Here is a 14,340-nt window from a genome sequence, read left to right as displayed (position 1 = left end):
ACGGCGTGCCTCGAGGCAAGGTAATGACCGCCGAGGGGTTTCTCGAAGGAAGGCGTTTGCAGATGGCGCGGGGTGTGCTGCTGCAATGCATCATGGGCGGATATCCGCCCGCACGCTTTTACGGCAGCGATGATGGCGACCTGGCGCTGGTGCCTGACCCGGCACACATCCACCGCCTGCCCTGGAGCCAGCAACCGCGGGCACTGGCCATTTGCGACGCCGATGAACTGACCGGCGAGAGCTCGAAGCTGTCGACCCGTGGCCAACTCAAGGCGGTGATCGCCCGTTACGCGGCGCTGGGCCTGGCGCCGGTGGTGGCGACCGAGCTGGAATTCTTCGTGTTCGCGCCCAATCCCGACCCGACGCAACCGTTCCAGCCGCCGTTGGGCCTGGACGGTCGGCGCGAGGAAGGTCATTCGGCGTTCAGTGTCAGTTCCAATAACGGTCTGCGGCCATTCTTCAGCGAAGTCTACCAATGCATGGCGGCCCTGGGTTTGCCGCGCGACACCTTCATGCATGAGATGGGCGTCAGCCAGTTCGAGATCAACTTGCTGCACGGCGATCCGTTGTTGCTGGCCGACCAGACGTTCCTGTTCAAGCACCTGCTCAAGGAAGTCGCGCTCAAGCACGGCCTGAGCGTGGTGTGCATGGCCAAGCCGCTGGCGCACACGCCGGGCAGTTCGATGCACATTCACCAGAGCATCGTCGAGATCGGCAATGGACGAAATGTGTTCAGCGATGCGGCAGGCCAACCGACAGCGACCTTCCGTCACTTCATTGGTGGCCAACAGGCCGGCATGGCGGATTTCACCGCGTTGTTTGCGCCGAACGTGAATTCCTATCAGCGCTTGTGCCATCCGTATGCTTCGCCGAACAATGCCTGCTGGTCCCACGACAACCGGGCCGCCGGATTGCGCATTCCGGCCAGTTCACCAGCCGCCCGTCGGGTCGAAAACCGCTTGCCGGGGGCTGATGCGAATCCGTATCTGGCGATCGCCGCCAGTCTTGCCGCCGGTTTGTATGGCATTGAGAACGAACTGGAGCCGAGCGAGGCGATCCAGGGCGAATTCGAAGTCCCGGATAATCTTTCGTTGCCGTGTACCTTGCATGCCGCTCTTGAACGTCTGAAACGTAGCCAATTGGCGAAGGAACTGTTCGGCAAGGAGTTCATCGAAGGCTACGTCGCTTCGAAGACCATGGAGTTGACCAGCTTCTTTGATGAAATTACCCCCTGGGAGCGCCGTGTTCTGGCCACCCAGGCCTGACGACCTGTCGTCTTCGGGCTATCTTTTCGGATAGCCCGTTTCTTACCGCAAGGAGCCGCTCGGAACGCCGATGCGCCAAATCTGGAAACCTTTTCGAGCGCTTTATTTTGCCTCGCTGATGATGTTGATCGGCTCAGGCTTGCTGAGTACCTACCTGGGCTTGCGTCTGGCGGCGGATAACGTCGACAGCTTGTGGGTGGGTGCGTTGATGGCCGCCAACTATTTCGGCCTGGTGCTGGGTGGCAAGATCGGTCACCGACTGATCGCCCGGGTCGGGCATATTCGCGCCTATTCGGCCTGCGCCGGGATTGTCGGCGCGGCGGTGCTCGGCCACGGCCTGGTCGACTGGTTGCCGGCGTGGATATTCCTGCGGGTGATCGTCGGTCTCGGCATGATGTGCCAGTACATGGTGATCGAAAGCTGGCTCAATGAGCAGGCTGAAGCGTCCCAGCGTGGCACGGTATTCAGCGGCTACATGATCGCGTCCTACCTGGGACTGGTGCTGGGCCAACTGATTCTGGTCATGCACCCGGCCCTGGGCCTGGAGCTGCTGATGTTGGTCGCCTTGTGCTTCGCGCTGTGTCTGGTGCCGGTGGCCCTGACCCGGCGGATTCACCCGGCGCCATTGCATCCGGCGCCGATGGAGCCGCGGTTCTTCATCAAGCGCGTGCCGCAGTCATTGAGCACGGTGCTGGGCGCGGGGCTGATCATTGGCTCCTTCTACGGTCTGGCGCCGCTGTATGCTTCGCAGCAAGGATTGTCCACCGAGCAGGTCGGTCTGTTCATGGGTAGCTGCATTTTTGCCGGGCTGCTGGTGCAGTGGCCATTGGGCTGGCTCTCTGACCGTTATGACCGGGCGTTGTTGATCCGCTGTTTTGCGGTGGTCCTGGCCCTGACCGCGTTGCCGCTGGCGATCATGCAGCAGGTGCCGCTGGAGGTTCTGTTCGTCGCCGGGTTCTTCTGTTCGCTGGTGATGTTCTGCCTGTATCCGCTGGCGGTGGCCTTCTCCAATGACCACGTCGAAGGTGATCGTCGCGTGTCCCTGACAGCGATGTTGCTGGTGACTTACGGCGTGGGTGCCAGCATCGGGCCGTTGGTGGCCGGTGTCCTGATGAAGCTGTTCGGCAGCCACATGCTATATGCCTTCTTCAGCTTCTTCGCGTTGGTGCTGGTGTGGCGGATTCGCCCGAAAGCCGTCACCAACCTGCATCAGGTCGAAGATGCGCCGCTGCATCACGTGGCTATGCCGGACAGCATGTCGAGTTCGCCACTGGTGGCATGCCTTGACCCGCGGGTCGATGAGCAGGTGGTGCAGGATCAGATGCAAAATCCGATCAGCCCGGAACCTGCGCCTGAACCAGAGCCGGATCCCGAGACCGAGACCGAGACCGATCCACCATCAGAAGACCCGGATGCGGGTCGTGAGCAAAGCTTCACCGAAGCCAGGCCCTAAAAACCTGCGCATAAAAAAACGGGCAGTCACCGCAAGGGACTGCCCGTTTTTTGTTGAAGCACCGTATTACATGTCGTCTTTGTCGAAACGGCGTGCTTCACGCTGTAGCTGATAGACGAACCGTTCGACTTGCCGCTGCACCAGACCGCTCATGTTATGAAAGCGAACACCGGCGAAGGTGGTGGAGATCCTCTCTTCGAAGTGCAGGTAACGCAATTCGACCGGTGCGGTCATGTTGCCGAAGGGCAGGGCGGCGACAAAGCGGTCATAGACCTGGCCCAGTTGCAGGCTGCCGGTGATGTCACCTTCAAAACGCAGTTTGCAGCCGGTGGCCGAGATGTCCAGCAGCTTGCCGCCCAAGGTCGATTTGAGTTTCTCACCGCCCAGTTCGACGTTGACCAGTTGCGCCAGTTTCAACGCTGCACGGAACGCATTACGGCGCTGGTGATAGATCACTTCAGCGGGCAGTGGGCCACGATAGCAGCGAGCATCGCCGGACTCATCAATGGTCAGCGTACCGTTACTTTCCCAGGCGATGCGCACGCCGTCATGAAAGCCTTCAACCTTGAATGGTTCTCCGGCCAGCAGAAAACGTTCCCCGTCTCGCGGGATCATTTCATCCAGGGCGATCGAATTGCTGTCGCGATCAACGTTCACCAGATAGCTCTGGAAGCGCTGGGTGCGCTCATGGAACGTGATGATCAACGGATCATGGCTTTCTTGCAGCTGCCGCAGGTTACCGGCGATTTCCATCGGCGTGGATAGCACCTTGGGTGGCTGCGGAGCATCGTCCGCGTTTAAGGCATTGAACACGGTTCATCATTCTCCAGGCAAAATTTGACTGCGACTTGCTAGCATACTGCCAGCATGTGAGGCGTCTTGATAGAGCGTGCTCATCAACAGGCTCAAGCCTGACTAAGCGGGCGCGGCTTTGCGAGCTTGGAGGTTGATCCGCGGGCATCGTAAAGCGCTGGCGGTTCGCCGCCGGTGAGGATTTTCAGCTGATTGGCCGTGGCGGCCTGCTGGACCAGGATCGACTGGCCATTATTGACGTTGGCTGCCTGGCATTGAGCCAGTAGATCGGTCAGTTTCTCGCTCTGTTCCAGCAATTGATCGCCGATGCTCGACTGGCTGGCAAGTTGCTCCAGGCCACTGCGATCGGCCGGCAGATTGAGGCTGACGAGGATTTCACTGCGCTTGCGGCCATGCTGTTCAAGCAGAATGATCATTGCCTGCTTCTGCGCCAGAATATCTTCGAGCAGCGGCATGTCGCGACCGTGCAAGGCGAGGGACTCGGTTTGCAGTAACTCCAGCAAGCGTTGCGCTGGAGCAAAGTCGTCGGTGATCAGTTGCAGTAAATTAGTGTCGTGCATGGCTGGCCTTGGGGTTTAAGCGTCCAAAAGCCTGGCGCAGGCCGTGGCCTAGCGCTGGGCTTCGAAGTTGAGCAGTTTGCTGGCTACACGGTTGCTGTCGACTTTATAGCTGCCATCGGCAATCGCTGCTTTCAACTCGGCCACGCGGGCGTTGTCGACGGCAGGCTGATCGCGCAGCTTGTCAGTGACCTTCTGCAACTGTTGAGCCTCATTGCTGAGGTGTACCGATTCCCCGCTTTTGACGGTACTGGCCTGTTCGGCCGGGGTATTCAGCGGCGCGGATGTGCCGGTTTCGGCGGTTTCCTTCGCGGTGCTGGTACGCGTACTACCGGTAAGTGACGAGGAGCTGTTCAAACGGCTGAAATCGATGACCATGGTAAAAAACCTCTGGGTATTTGGACGCTTGCCATGTTTTCGGCTCTCCCTGCGAAAACTTTAGGCCCATTTATCAATGAGCTTGCATGCGCCAGCGCTTGTCCTGCCTGCGGCACAGTTTAGGGAACAGCCGGGCGGCGCGCCATCTTTCACCAGCAGATTGTTCTACATGGCAACTTCCACCTGGCCCGGCGCGATGACTTGCGCCTTGATGACCCGCTGGGAGTTGAGGTTTTTCACACGAATCTGTTCACGCAGGCCGCCGTTGGACAGGGCTTCACCCGGCATACGCACACTGAGCGTACCACTGCGGGCGATAATCACCACTTGGTCGCCCTTGCTGATGACTTCCGCCTGTTCGAGATGGACCAGCGTCAGGACCTGATTGGCGACCGTTGGTCGGGTAAGTTTCTGCCCCACGGCTTGTTCCAGGGTGGTGAAATAACCCTGGTTGATCAGGCTGATGTCTCGCTCGCGCAACATGACATCGCCGGGCTCGATGACCCCGGCGCGTTTGAGCGGCCGGGTGGTGGTGACAACGTCCCGAAACAGGCGGACTTGAGCGGGCACGAAGACTGTCCAGGGGGATGTGCTGTCGCAGCGGACCTTGACCGTGACCCGGCCGATCGGGGTCGCCGGGCTCTCCAGGGTGGCTGTCAATTCCTTGTCGCACATGGGCATGCGCAGTCGCGGATCGAGCTGGTTGACTTCGATTTCGTAGCGTCCTTCCGTTTGACTGGTAGCCAAATAGTCTTCTACGGTGAATTCAAGAAAGCCCTGAGTGACGCCGATAAGCATGTCAGGCAAGGTAACCGCGTCAGCAAGGGCAGGGCTGCCAGCGTTGAACAGGCAGGCGGCCGACATTGCGCAAAGCAATTTGCGGGTAATTGATGTCAGGCGTCGGAAAAATGTCGGTTCTGTGTTCATAAGAGTTAAAAAGCAAGCGCCGTGCCGTTTAGCAATAAATGTGCGTCGCAACACACTTAAGCGTTGGTGTAGGAGTCAGTGCATGGCTGGTGTAATGGATTCAGTAAACCAGCGCACGCAACTGGTTGGGCAGAATCGCCTTGAGCTGTTGTTGTTCCGTCTCGACGGCCAGCAGCTGTATGGGATCAACGTGTTCAAGGTTCGGGAAGTGCTGCAATGCCCCAAACTGACCCTGATGCCCAAGTCCAGTCCTGTCGTGTGCGGTGTGGCAAATATCCGGGGGGCGACCATTCCGATTCTTGATCTGGCGATGGCGACCGGCTCGGGCGCACTTAAAGATCAAAGCAATCCCTTCGTGATCATCACGGAGTACAACACCAAGACCCAGGGATTCCTGGTGCGATCGGTAGAGCGCATCGTCAACATGAACTGGGAGGAGATTCATCCGCCACCCAAGGGCACGGGACGCGATCATTACCTGACGGCTGTGACTCGGGTCGACAATCAGTTAGTCGAAATCATCGACGTCGAGAAAGTGCTGGCGGAAGTGGCGCCGACACCGGAAGCGATTTCGGTCGGCGTGGTGGATGTCGAAACCCAGCACAAGGCGCTGTCCTTGCGGGTATTGACGGTCGATGACTCGTCGGTGGCGCGCAAGCAGGTGACCCGTTGCCTGCAAACGGTCGGCGTTGAAGTGGTGGCATTGAACGACGGCAGGCAAGCGCTGGATTACTTGCGCAAGCTGGTCGATGAGGGCAAGAAGCCGGAAGAAGAGTTCCTGATGATGATTTCCGACATCGAGATGCCGGAAATGGACGGGTACACCCTGACGGCCGAGATCCGCAACGACCCGCGCATGCAAAAGCTACATATCATCCTGCATACTTCGTTGTCGGGTGTATTCAATCAGGCAATGGTCAAGAAGGTCGGCGCGGACGACTTCCTGGCAAAATTCCGTCCTGATGACCTGGCATCCCGGGTAGTCGACCGGATCAAAGCAGCAGATATCAGCTAGGGGCCTTCTGCCCCTGGTGGTTAACACGATTTAAGAGGCGGCATCTTTGTCTACGGGTAATTTGGATTTCGAACAGTTCCGGGTATTCCTGGAAAAAGCCTGTGGCATTTTGCTCGGTGAAAACAAGCAGTACCTGGTCTCGAGCCGTCTCAACAAGCTGATGGAGCAGCAAGGCATCAAATCCCTGGGTGAGCTGGTTCAGCGCATCCAGACCCAGCCGCGCAGCGGTTTGCGCGAGATGGTGGTGGATGCCATGACCACCAACGAAACCCTGTGGTTTCGCGACACCTATCCGTTTGAAGTCTTGAAGAACAAGGTGTTGCCCGAAGCGATCAAGGCGGCCCCCGGTCAGCGCTTGCGGATCTGGTCGGCGGCGTGCTCGTCGGGTCAGGAACCGTATTCGCTGTCGATGTCGATCGATGAGTTCGAGCGCGTCAACATGGGCCAGTTGAAGATGGGCGCGCAAATCGTCGCGACCGACTTGTCCGGCACCATGCTGACCAACTGCAAGACCGGCGAGTACGACAGCCTGGCCATCGGCCGTGGTCTGTCGCCCGAGCGTCTTCAGCGTTACTTCGACCCCAAAGGGCCGGGGCGCTGGGCGATCAAGGCGCCGATCAAGAGTCGCGTGGAGTTTCGCTCGTTCAACCTGCTGGACAGCTACGCGGCCCTGGGCAAGTTCGACATCGTGTTCTGCCGCAACGTGCTGATCTACTTCTCCGCCGAGGTGAAGAAAGACATCCTGTTGCGTATTCACAGCACGCTCAAGCCAGGCGGTTATCTGTTCCTCGGCGCCTCCGAAGCGCTGAACGGTTTGCCGGATCATTACCAGATGGTCCAGTGCAGCCCGGGGATCATTTACCAGGCGAAGTGATTCGTTGGCCGCATCAAAAAACGGGAGTCCTCAGGGGCTCCCGTTTTTTTTTGCCCGATGATTGCCCTGACATCACCACGATCCCCCTGTGTGCGAGCCTGCTCGCGATAGCGGTGTAACAGAAACATGGATGTTGGCTGACACGACGCCATCGCGAGCAGGCTCGCCCACAGGGGAGGGTGGTGTTCTTTAGAGGGTGATAAGCGGCAGAAAAGCGGCAGGCGGCGGAAATCGGTTGCCGCTTTTCTGGCATTGCCGCCTTGCCACTGCCGGCAAAGCCCCGGTTTCCGGGGTTTTTTGAATTGGCACGCCACTTGCTATGTCTCTGTTACGAAAAATCAGGTCACCCGAAGGTTTCCCGACATGAGCATCAGCTTCGATAAAGCGCTCGGTATCCATGAACAAGCCCTGGGCTTCCGCGCTCAGCGTGCCGAAGTCCTGGCCAACAACATCGCCAACGCCGATACCCCGAACTACAAGGCTCGGGACCTGGAGTTCTCCAAAGTGCTCGCCGCACAGAACGAGAAAACCAAGGGTGGTACGTTTGCCTTGAACATGACCAACAACCGCCATATCGAGGCCGAAGGCCTGGGCAATGGCGACGAGTCGCTGATGTATCGCACGCCGATGCAGCCGTCGATCGACCAGAACACCGTGGACGCCCAACTGGAACAGTCGAACTACGCGGAAAACGCCGTCGGCTTCCAGGCCAGCTTCACCCTGCTCAACAGCAAATTCAAAGGGCTGATGTCAGCCCTGCGCGGAGAGTAAGTCATGTCCCTATCCAGTGTTTTCAACATTGCCGGTAGCGGCATGAGCGCGCAGACCACGCGCTTGAACACCGTGGCCTCGAACATCGCCAACGCCGAAACCGTCTCGTCGAGCATCGACCAGACCTATCGCGCCCGTCACCCGGTGTTCGCCACCATGTTCCAGGGCGGCCAGAGCGGCGGCAGCGATTCGCTGTTCCAGAACCAGGACGCCGCCGGCCAAGGCGTGCAAGTGCTGGGCGTGGTCGAAGACCAGAGCAACCTTGACGCGCGTTACGAGCCGAACCATCCGGCCGCCGATGCCAAGGGCTACGTCTACTACCCGAACGTCAATGTCGTCGAAGAAATGGCCGACATGATTTCCGCCAGTCGCTCGTTTCAGACCAACGCTGAAATGATGAACACCGCCAAAACCATGATGCAGAAGGTCCTGACCCTCGGTCAGTGATAAGGGGCGACTCAGATGAGTGTTACCGATACCACCAGCGGCGTGAACATCAAGGACGTCTTGGCCAACTCTTCGGTCAAGACCAATAACACCAGCAGCGACGGCCTGGCCTCGGCCACCAACAGCGCCACCGGCAAGAAGGCGTTGGGCAAGGACGCGTTCCTGCAATTGCTGGTTACCCAGCTGAAGAACCAGAACCCGCTCGAGCCGCAGGACAATGGTGACTTCGTGGCTCAGTTGGCACAGTTCAGTAGCCTGGAAGGTATCACCACGCTGAACGATACGGTCAGCGGCATTGCCGGCAACTACAACTCGTCGCAAGCGCTGCAAGCATCTTCGCTGGTGGGCCGCTCGGTGGTCGCGCAGACCGACACAGCGGTGGTCGATACCTCCAAGAGCTTCAACGGCACGGCCGTGGTTCCGGCATCGGTGGATCCGGTGACGATCAAGATCACCGACGCCGATGGCAAAGTGATTCGCACCATCGACATGGGCAGCCAGCAGGCCGGCAACGCCAGCTTCATCTGGGACGGCAAGAACGATGCGGGCGAAGTGGCCAAGGCGGGCACGTACAAATTTGCCGCCACCGCGACTTACGACAGTAAGGCGACCGCGCTGGTGACCTACCTGCCGGCCACCGTCAACAGCGTGACCATCAGCCAGACCGGCGGTGAGTTGATGCTGAACCTCGCAGGCCTGGGCAGTATCGCCCTGTCCAAAGTACAGACCATTGGTATATAGAGCCGACTAACACGGCACAAAGGAGTGGAATATGTCTTTCAATATCGGCCTTAGCGGTCTCTATGCAGCCAACAAACAACTGGACGTGACCGGCAACAACATCGCCAACGTCGCGACCACCGGTTTCAAATCGTCCCGTGCAGAATTCGAAGACGTGTACTCGGCCACTCGCCTGGGTACCGGCAGCAAGACCGTCGGCAACGGCGTGCGTCTGGCCAACGTTTCCCAGCAGTTCGGCCAGGGCGACGTGAACAACACCGGCAACGTGCTGGACATGGGCATCCAGGGCAGCGGTTTCTTCATCCTCAGCGACAACGGTTCCCTGAGCTACACCCGTGCCGGTGCGTTCAAGACTGACGCCGAAAACTACGTGGTCGACAACAACGGCAACCGCCTGCAAGGTTACGGCGTTGATGACAACGGCAAGATCATCAATGGCGTGCTGACCGACCTGAAAATCGACACCTCGAGCCTGTCGCCCAAGGCCACCACTCGCGTCGACCAGACGATTAACCTGAACTCCTCGGAAACCCTGCCGACCGTTACGCCGTTCAACCCGGCCGAGCCATTGAGCTACAACAAGCCGATCTCCACGCATATCTATGACAGCCAGGGTAACCAGCACAACCTGGACCAGTACTACGTGAAAACCGGTACCAACGACTGGACCGTGTACACCTACGTGGACGGTCGTTCGCCTTCCAATCCGGCCGCCGAGCCACCGGTGCCAGTGACGGCCAACGTGACCTTCAACTCTGACGGTACTGTCAACACCATGACCGGCAGTCCTGGCTTTGCTGTGACCGGTAAAGTCTTCCAGTTGACCGGTTGGGTGCCGGGCGTGGTGACCAATGCCAGCGTGACGCCGAAAGTCTGGGGGCCTAACGGTTCGGTTGCGGCCACTGGCGGCCTGTCCTTCGACATGACCAAGACCACCTCTTACAATTCGCCGACTGCTCGTACCCAGCAATTTCAGGACGGCTACGCCACTGGCCAGATTTCCAGCCTGACCATCGACGAAACCGGTGTCATGACAGCTAACTTCAGCAACCAGCAAACCAAGGCCATCGGCCAGGTGGCGGTCGCGAGCTTCGCCAACGAGCAAGGCCTGCAGCCCATCGGTGGTACGCGCTGGAAAGAAACCTTCGCCTCGGGCGAGGCGGGTGTCGATGCTCCGAAAACCGGTACGCTGGGTGCGGTGGTGTCCAACTCCCTGGAAGAGTCCAACGTCAACCTGACCAACGAACTGGTCGATTTGATCAAGGCGCAGAGCAACTACCAGGCAAACGCCAAGACCATCTCCACTCAGAGCACCATCATGCAGACCATCATTCAGATGACCTGATGCTGGTTCGCGCTGAATAAAGAGCCCCTCGTGAGAGGGGCTTTTTTTATGGGCGGGATTTGTCTCAGGCACTGGCATTCTGGTTGTCTGTGCTGGCCTCATCGCGAGCAGGCTCGCTCCTACAAAGGATCTTCAGTGCGGCGCCTGTCCAGTTCAGGAGCGAGCCTGCTCGCGAAGGCGTCAGCCCGGTCACCACTTTCCTTGGGGCAAAAGAAAACCCCCGACAATCCAGAGGACTGATCGGGGGTTATCCAGACGAGCGCCTTGCGGCGCTCACCGGCTCAGCTTATTGGCAAGCTTCGCAATCCGGCTCGTCGATGGCGCAAGCCTTCGGCACTGGAGCAGGGCCGGCTGGCGCTGCCAGGACCGAATCTTCACCGTGGTTGCCGCCGCTGGAAACAGCGTTCAGCTTGCCGGTGTTGATGGTCGACTTCTCGGTGCTGGTTGCGGCCAGGGCACGGAGGTAGTAAGTGGTTTTCAGACCACGGTACCAGGCCATGCGGTAGGTCACGTCCAGCTTCTTGCCCGAAGCGCCAGCGATGTACAGGTTCAGCGACTGAGCCTGGTCGATCCACTTCTGACGACGGCTTGCCGCGTCAACGATCCACTTGGTGTCCACTTCGAACGCGGTCGCGTAGAGCTCTTTGAGTTCTTGCGGGATGCGCTCGATCTGTTGCACCGAACCGTCGTAGTACTTCAGGTCGTTGATCATGACCGAGTCCCACAGACCGCGAGCCTTCAGGTCGCGAACCAGGTACGGGTTGATCACGGTGAATTCGCCCGACAGGTTCGATTTCACGTAGAGGTTCTGGTAGGTCGGTTCGATCGACTGCGATACGCCGGTGATGTTGGCGATGGTCGCGGTCGGTGCGATGGCCATGATGTTGGAGTTACGAATGCCTTTCTGCACACGGGCACGAACCGGTGCCCAGTCCAGGGATTCGTTCAGGTCAACGTCGATGTACTTCTGGCCTCGTTGCTCGATCAGGATCTGTTGCGAATCCAGCGGCAGGATGCCTTTGGACCACAGCGAACCCTGGAACGTCTCGTAGGCGCCGCGCTCGTCGGCCAGGTCGCAGGAAGCCTGGATCGCGTAGTAGCTGACCGCTTCCATCGACTTGTCGGCGAATTCGACGGCCGCGTCGGAACCGTAAGGAATGTGCTGCAGGTACAAAGCGTCCTGGAAGCCCATGATGCCCAGTCCGACCGGACGGTGCTTGAAGTTGGAGTTCTTCGCTTGTGGCACCGAGTAGTAGTTGATGTCGATTACGTTATCGAGCATGCGAACGGCGGTGTTCACGGTGCGTTCCAGCTTGGCGGTGTCCAGCTTGCCGTTGACGATGTGGTTCGGCAGGTTGATCGAGCCCAGGTTGCAAACGGCGATCTCGTCCTTGTTGGTGTTCAAGGTGATCTCGGTGCACAGGTTCGAGCTGTGAACCACGCCGACGTGCTGCTGCGGGCTGCGCAGATTGCACGGGTCTTTGAAGGTCAGCCATGGGTGGCCGGTTTCAAACAGCATGGACAGCATTTTGCGCCACAGGTCTTTGGCCTGGATGGTCTTGAACAGCTTGACCTTGCCCGGGTACTCGGTCAGGGCTTCGTAGTACTCGTAACGCTCTTCGAAAGCCTTGCCGGTCAGGTCGTGCAGGTCCGGTACTTCGGACGGCGAGAACAGGGTCCACTTGCCGTCATCGAAGACGCGCTTCATGAACAGGTCAGGGATCCAGTTGGCGGTGTTCATGTCGTGGGTACGACGACGATCATCACCGGTGTTCTTGCGCAGCTCGATGAACTCTTCGATGTCCATGTGCCAGGTTTCCAGGTAGGCACAGACAGCGCCTTTGCGCTTGCCACCCTGGTTAACGGCAACGGCAGTGTCGTTCACGACTTTCAGGAACGGGACAACGCCCTGGGATTTGCCGTTGGTGCCCTTGATGTACGAGCCCAATGCACGAACCGGCGTCCAGTCGTTGCCCAGGCCGCCTGCGAATTTCGACAACATGGCGTTGTCGTGGATCGCGTGGTAGATGCCCGACAGGTCATCCGGCACGGTGGTCAGGTAGCAGCTGGACAGCTGTGGACGCAGGGTACCGGCGTTGAACAGGGTCGGGGTCGACGACATGTAGTCGAAGGACGACAGCAGGTTGTAGAACTCGATGGCACGGTCTTCTTTCTGCTTCTCTTCAATCGCCAGGCCCATGGCCACGCGCATGAAGAAGATTTGCGGCAGTTCGAAGCGGATACCGTCCTTGTGGATGAAGTAACGGTCGTACAGGGTTTGCAGGCCCAGGTAAGTGAACTGCTGATCGCGCTCGTGGTTGATCGCCTTGCCGAGTTTTTCCAGGTCAAAGGTGGCCAGGACCGGGTTCAGCAATTCGAATTCGATACCCTTGGCGATGTACGCAGGCAAGGCCTTGGCGTACAGGTCGACCATCTCGTGGTGGGTCGCGCTTTCGGCGACTTCCAGGAAGCTCAGGCCTTCGGCACGCAGGGTGTCCATCAGCAGGCGAGCGGTCACGAACGAGTAGTTCGGCTCACGCTCGACCAGGGTACGGGCGGTCATCACCAGGGCGGTGTTGACGTCGGTCAGGGCCACGCCGTCGTACAGGTTCTTCAGGGTTTCGCGCTGGATCAGGTCGCCGTCGACTTCTTCCAGGCCTTCGCACGCTTCGGTGACGATGGTGTTCAGGCGGCCCATGTCCAGAGGCGCAAATGAGCCATCGGCGCGGGTGATGCGGATCGACGGGTGAGCGTTGACCGCTTCTTCGGCCGGTGCGTGGGCAGCGCGTTCTTTCGAACGACCGTCACGGTAGATCACGTAGTCGCGGGCCACTTTCTGCTCGCCGGCACGCATCAGGGCCAGTTCGACCTGGTCCTGGATTTCTTCGATGTGGATGGTGCCGCCCGAAGGCATGCGACGCTTGAAGGTTGCGGTGACTTGTTCGGTCAGGCGCGCAACGGTGTCATGGATTCGCGACGAGGCGGCAGCGGTGCCGCCCTCAACTGCGAGAAACGCTTTGGTGATCGCGACGGTGATCTTGTCATCGGTATAAGGAACGACAGTGCCGTTACGCTTGATCACGCGCAGTTGGCCAGGCGCGGTGGCGGACAGATCCGAAGTCGAATCAGCGGCCTGCGGCAAGGTGCCCTGCGGGTTCTCGCGAGTTGTGTCGGTTTGCATGGGGGAGTGTCTCCACATTCTCTATGTTTGTTTGAGCACCTTCATGGTGCCCACCGTTCTGTCCTGAAGCACTACAACCGAGGGGCCTCGGGCATAACAACTTCGGGACAGTAGGAAAAGGCTAATGATGCCGCTTCCTTGCCGAAGTCTTTGGTCTCGAGCCAGGGCCCGAAACCGGATTCCATTCAGGGTGACAGTAATGACTGCAACACCCGTACCGTTCCGGCTGTTCTGGCCTCAAAAAACGGTGCCATCCGCAGGTGCGGTTTGGGCTTTCAAATTCACGCTTGGTTCAACCGGAAACAGCAATAAAGCGCTTGAGTTTCTGGTCTGAAATGTGGTTAGGCTTTTTATGCCAAAACCCTACATGTAGGGTTTTTTTGGCGCCGGGCTACAAGATAATGCGTTTTGGAGGGTGTTGCAACGTACTACCTGTGGATAAACCTGTGCGTAAATTGTGTGTGAAAGAAGGAACAGGCGTGTAGGCCGCGACCTAGCGGGAGCGAACCGTTTTTCACTGATTTTCAGCGATTGAAAACAGTCATTCGGATTTTTAAGGGCGCGAACCCTATC

The 14,340-nt window shown here is 58.8% G+C and carries 13 protein-coding genes; 8 read left to right on the top strand and 5 right to left on the bottom strand.

What is annotated here, in order from left to right; genetic code table 11:
* Nucleotides 1-23 precede the first annotated feature (23 nt).
* Together FBY01_RS23380 and FBY01_RS23375 are read left to right on the top strand one after the other, a co-directional pair.
* Entirely contained in the window at nt 24-1,265 is a 1,242-nt protein-coding gene (locus tag FBY01_RS23380; protein ID WP_169857058.1) for a glutamine synthetase family protein, read from the top strand.
* Nucleotides 1,266-1,335: 70 nt separating this feature from the next.
* On the top strand, nt 1,336-2,718 hold the full coding sequence (locus FBY01_RS23375; protein ID WP_145309728.1) for an MFS transporter: 1,383 nt from the start codon (nt 1,336-1,338) through the stop codon (nt 2,716-2,718).
* Between the two features lie 66 nt (nt 2,719-2,784).
* On the opposite strand, the gene FBY01_RS23370 is transcribed toward FBY01_RS23375, so the two are convergent.
* From FBY01_RS23370 to flgA, 4 genes are all read right to left on the bottom strand, one after another.
* Nucleotides 2,785-3,531 (bottom strand): flagellar brake protein, encoded by a 747-nt coding sequence (locus tag FBY01_RS23370; RefSeq protein ID WP_042932643.1) that lies wholly within the window; start codon nt 3,529-3,531, stop codon nt 2,785-2,787.
* Between the two features lie 92 nt (nt 3,532-3,623).
* Nucleotides 3,624-4,091, bottom strand: a complete 468-nt coding sequence (locus FBY01_RS23365) for a flagella synthesis protein FlgN (RefSeq protein ID WP_010457166.1) — start codon at nt 4,089-4,091, stop codon at nt 3,624-3,626.
* A gap of 48 nt (nt 4,092-4,139) precedes the next feature.
* Complete coding sequence (flgM, locus tag FBY01_RS23360) at nt 4,140-4,466, bottom strand: flagellar biosynthesis anti-sigma factor FlgM (RefSeq protein ID WP_010457164.1); 327 nt, start codon at nt 4,464-4,466, stop codon at nt 4,140-4,142.
* Between the two features lie 165 nt (nt 4,467-4,631).
* Nucleotides 4,632-5,393 carry a flagellar basal body P-ring formation chaperone FlgA gene (gene flgA / locus FBY01_RS23355; RefSeq protein WP_145309726.1) on the bottom strand — a complete coding sequence of 254 codons (762 nt, stop codon included), beginning with the start codon at nt 5,391-5,393 and terminating at the stop codon, nt 4,632-4,634.
* Nucleotides 5,394-5,475: 82 nt separating this feature from the next.
* Between flgA and FBY01_RS23350 the strand changes: the two genes are divergently transcribed.
* From FBY01_RS23350 to flgE, 6 genes are all read left to right on the top strand, one after another.
* Nucleotides 5,476-6,408 (top strand): chemotaxis protein CheV, encoded by a 933-nt coding sequence (locus FBY01_RS23350; RefSeq protein WP_010457160.1) that lies wholly within the window; start codon nt 5,476-5,478, stop codon nt 6,406-6,408.
* A gap of 46 nt (nt 6,409-6,454) precedes the next feature.
* On the top strand, nt 6,455-7,282 hold the full coding sequence (cheR, locus tag FBY01_RS23345) for a protein-glutamate O-methyltransferase CheR (protein ID WP_010457158.1): 828 nt from the start codon (nt 6,455-6,457) through the stop codon (nt 7,280-7,282).
* Nucleotides 7,283-7,645: 363 nt separating this feature from the next.
* On the top strand, nt 7,646-8,053 hold the full coding sequence (flgB, locus tag FBY01_RS23340; protein WP_010457156.1) for a flagellar basal body rod protein FlgB: 408 nt from the start codon (nt 7,646-7,648) through the stop codon (nt 8,051-8,053).
* 3 nt (nt 8,054-8,056) lie between these two features.
* The gene (flgC, locus tag FBY01_RS23335) at nt 8,057-8,500 is read left to right on the top strand and encodes a flagellar basal body rod protein FlgC (protein WP_010457154.1); all 444 of its coding nucleotides are present in this window, start codon (nt 8,057-8,059) and stop codon (nt 8,498-8,500) included.
* Nucleotides 8,501-8,515: 15 nt separating this feature from the next.
* Nucleotides 8,516-9,241: a flagellar hook assembly protein FlgD gene (flgD, locus tag FBY01_RS23330; protein WP_145309724.1), complete on the top strand. Its 726-nt coding sequence runs from the start codon at nt 8,516-8,518 to the stop codon at nt 9,239-9,241.
* Between the two features lie 31 nt (nt 9,242-9,272).
* Nucleotides 9,273-10,586: a flagellar hook protein FlgE gene (gene flgE / locus FBY01_RS23325; protein ID WP_145309723.1), complete on the top strand. Its 1,314-nt coding sequence runs from the start codon at nt 9,273-9,275 to the stop codon at nt 10,584-10,586.
* A gap of 286 nt (nt 10,587-10,872) precedes the next feature.
* On the opposite strand, the gene FBY01_RS23320 is transcribed toward flgE, so the two are convergent.
* Entirely contained in the window at nt 10,873-13,767 is a 2,895-nt protein-coding gene (locus FBY01_RS23320) for a ribonucleoside-diphosphate reductase subunit alpha (RefSeq protein ID WP_010457148.1), read from the bottom strand.
* Nucleotides 13,768-14,340 lie beyond the last annotated feature (573 nt).

The sequence above is a fragment of the Pseudomonas sp. SJZ077 genome (assembly GCF_007993905.1).
Classification (GTDB): domain Bacteria; phylum Pseudomonadota; class Gammaproteobacteria; order Pseudomonadales; family Pseudomonadaceae; genus Aquipseudomonas; species Aquipseudomonas mandelii.
The sequence above is the reverse complement of the archived record's forward strand: the minus strand, read 5'-3'. Positions and strand labels throughout refer to the sequence as shown.

Bases quoted from the DNA above. Each gene is read 5' to 3' on its own strand.
- FBY01_RS23350 (WP_010457160.1), top strand. From the start codon at position 5,476: ATGGCTGGTGTAATGGATTCAGTAAACCAGCGCACGCAACTGGTTGGG.
- FBY01_RS23375 (WP_145309728.1), top strand. From the start codon at position 1,336: ATGCGCCAAATCTGGAAACCTTTTCGAGCGCTTTATTTTGCCTCGCTG.
- flgE (WP_145309723.1), top strand. From the start codon at position 9,273: ATGTCTTTCAATATCGGCCTTAGCGGTCTCTATGCAGCCAACAAACAA.
- FBY01_RS23380 (WP_169857058.1), top strand. From the start codon at position 24: ATGACCGCCGAGGGGTTTCTCGAAGGAAGGCGTTTGCAGATGGCGCGG.
- flgA (WP_145309726.1), bottom strand. From the start codon at position 5,393: ATGAACACAGAACCGACATTTTTCCGACGCCTGACATCAATTACCCGC.
- FBY01_RS23320 (WP_010457148.1), bottom strand. From the start codon at position 13,767: ATGCAAACCGACACAACTCGCGAGAACCCGCAGGGCACCTTGCCGCAG.
- flgC (WP_010457154.1), top strand. From the start codon at position 8,057: ATGTCCCTATCCAGTGTTTTCAACATTGCCGGTAGCGGCATGAGCGCG.
- flgM (WP_010457164.1), bottom strand. From the start codon at position 4,466: ATGGTCATCGATTTCAGCCGTTTGAACAGCTCCTCGTCACTTACCGGT.
- flgD (WP_145309724.1), top strand. From the start codon at position 8,516: ATGAGTGTTACCGATACCACCAGCGGCGTGAACATCAAGGACGTCTTG.
- flgB (WP_010457156.1), top strand. From the start codon at position 7,646: ATGAGCATCAGCTTCGATAAAGCGCTCGGTATCCATGAACAAGCCCTG.
- FBY01_RS23365 (WP_010457166.1), bottom strand. From the start codon at position 4,091: ATGCACGACACTAATTTACTGCAACTGATCACCGACGACTTTGCTCCA.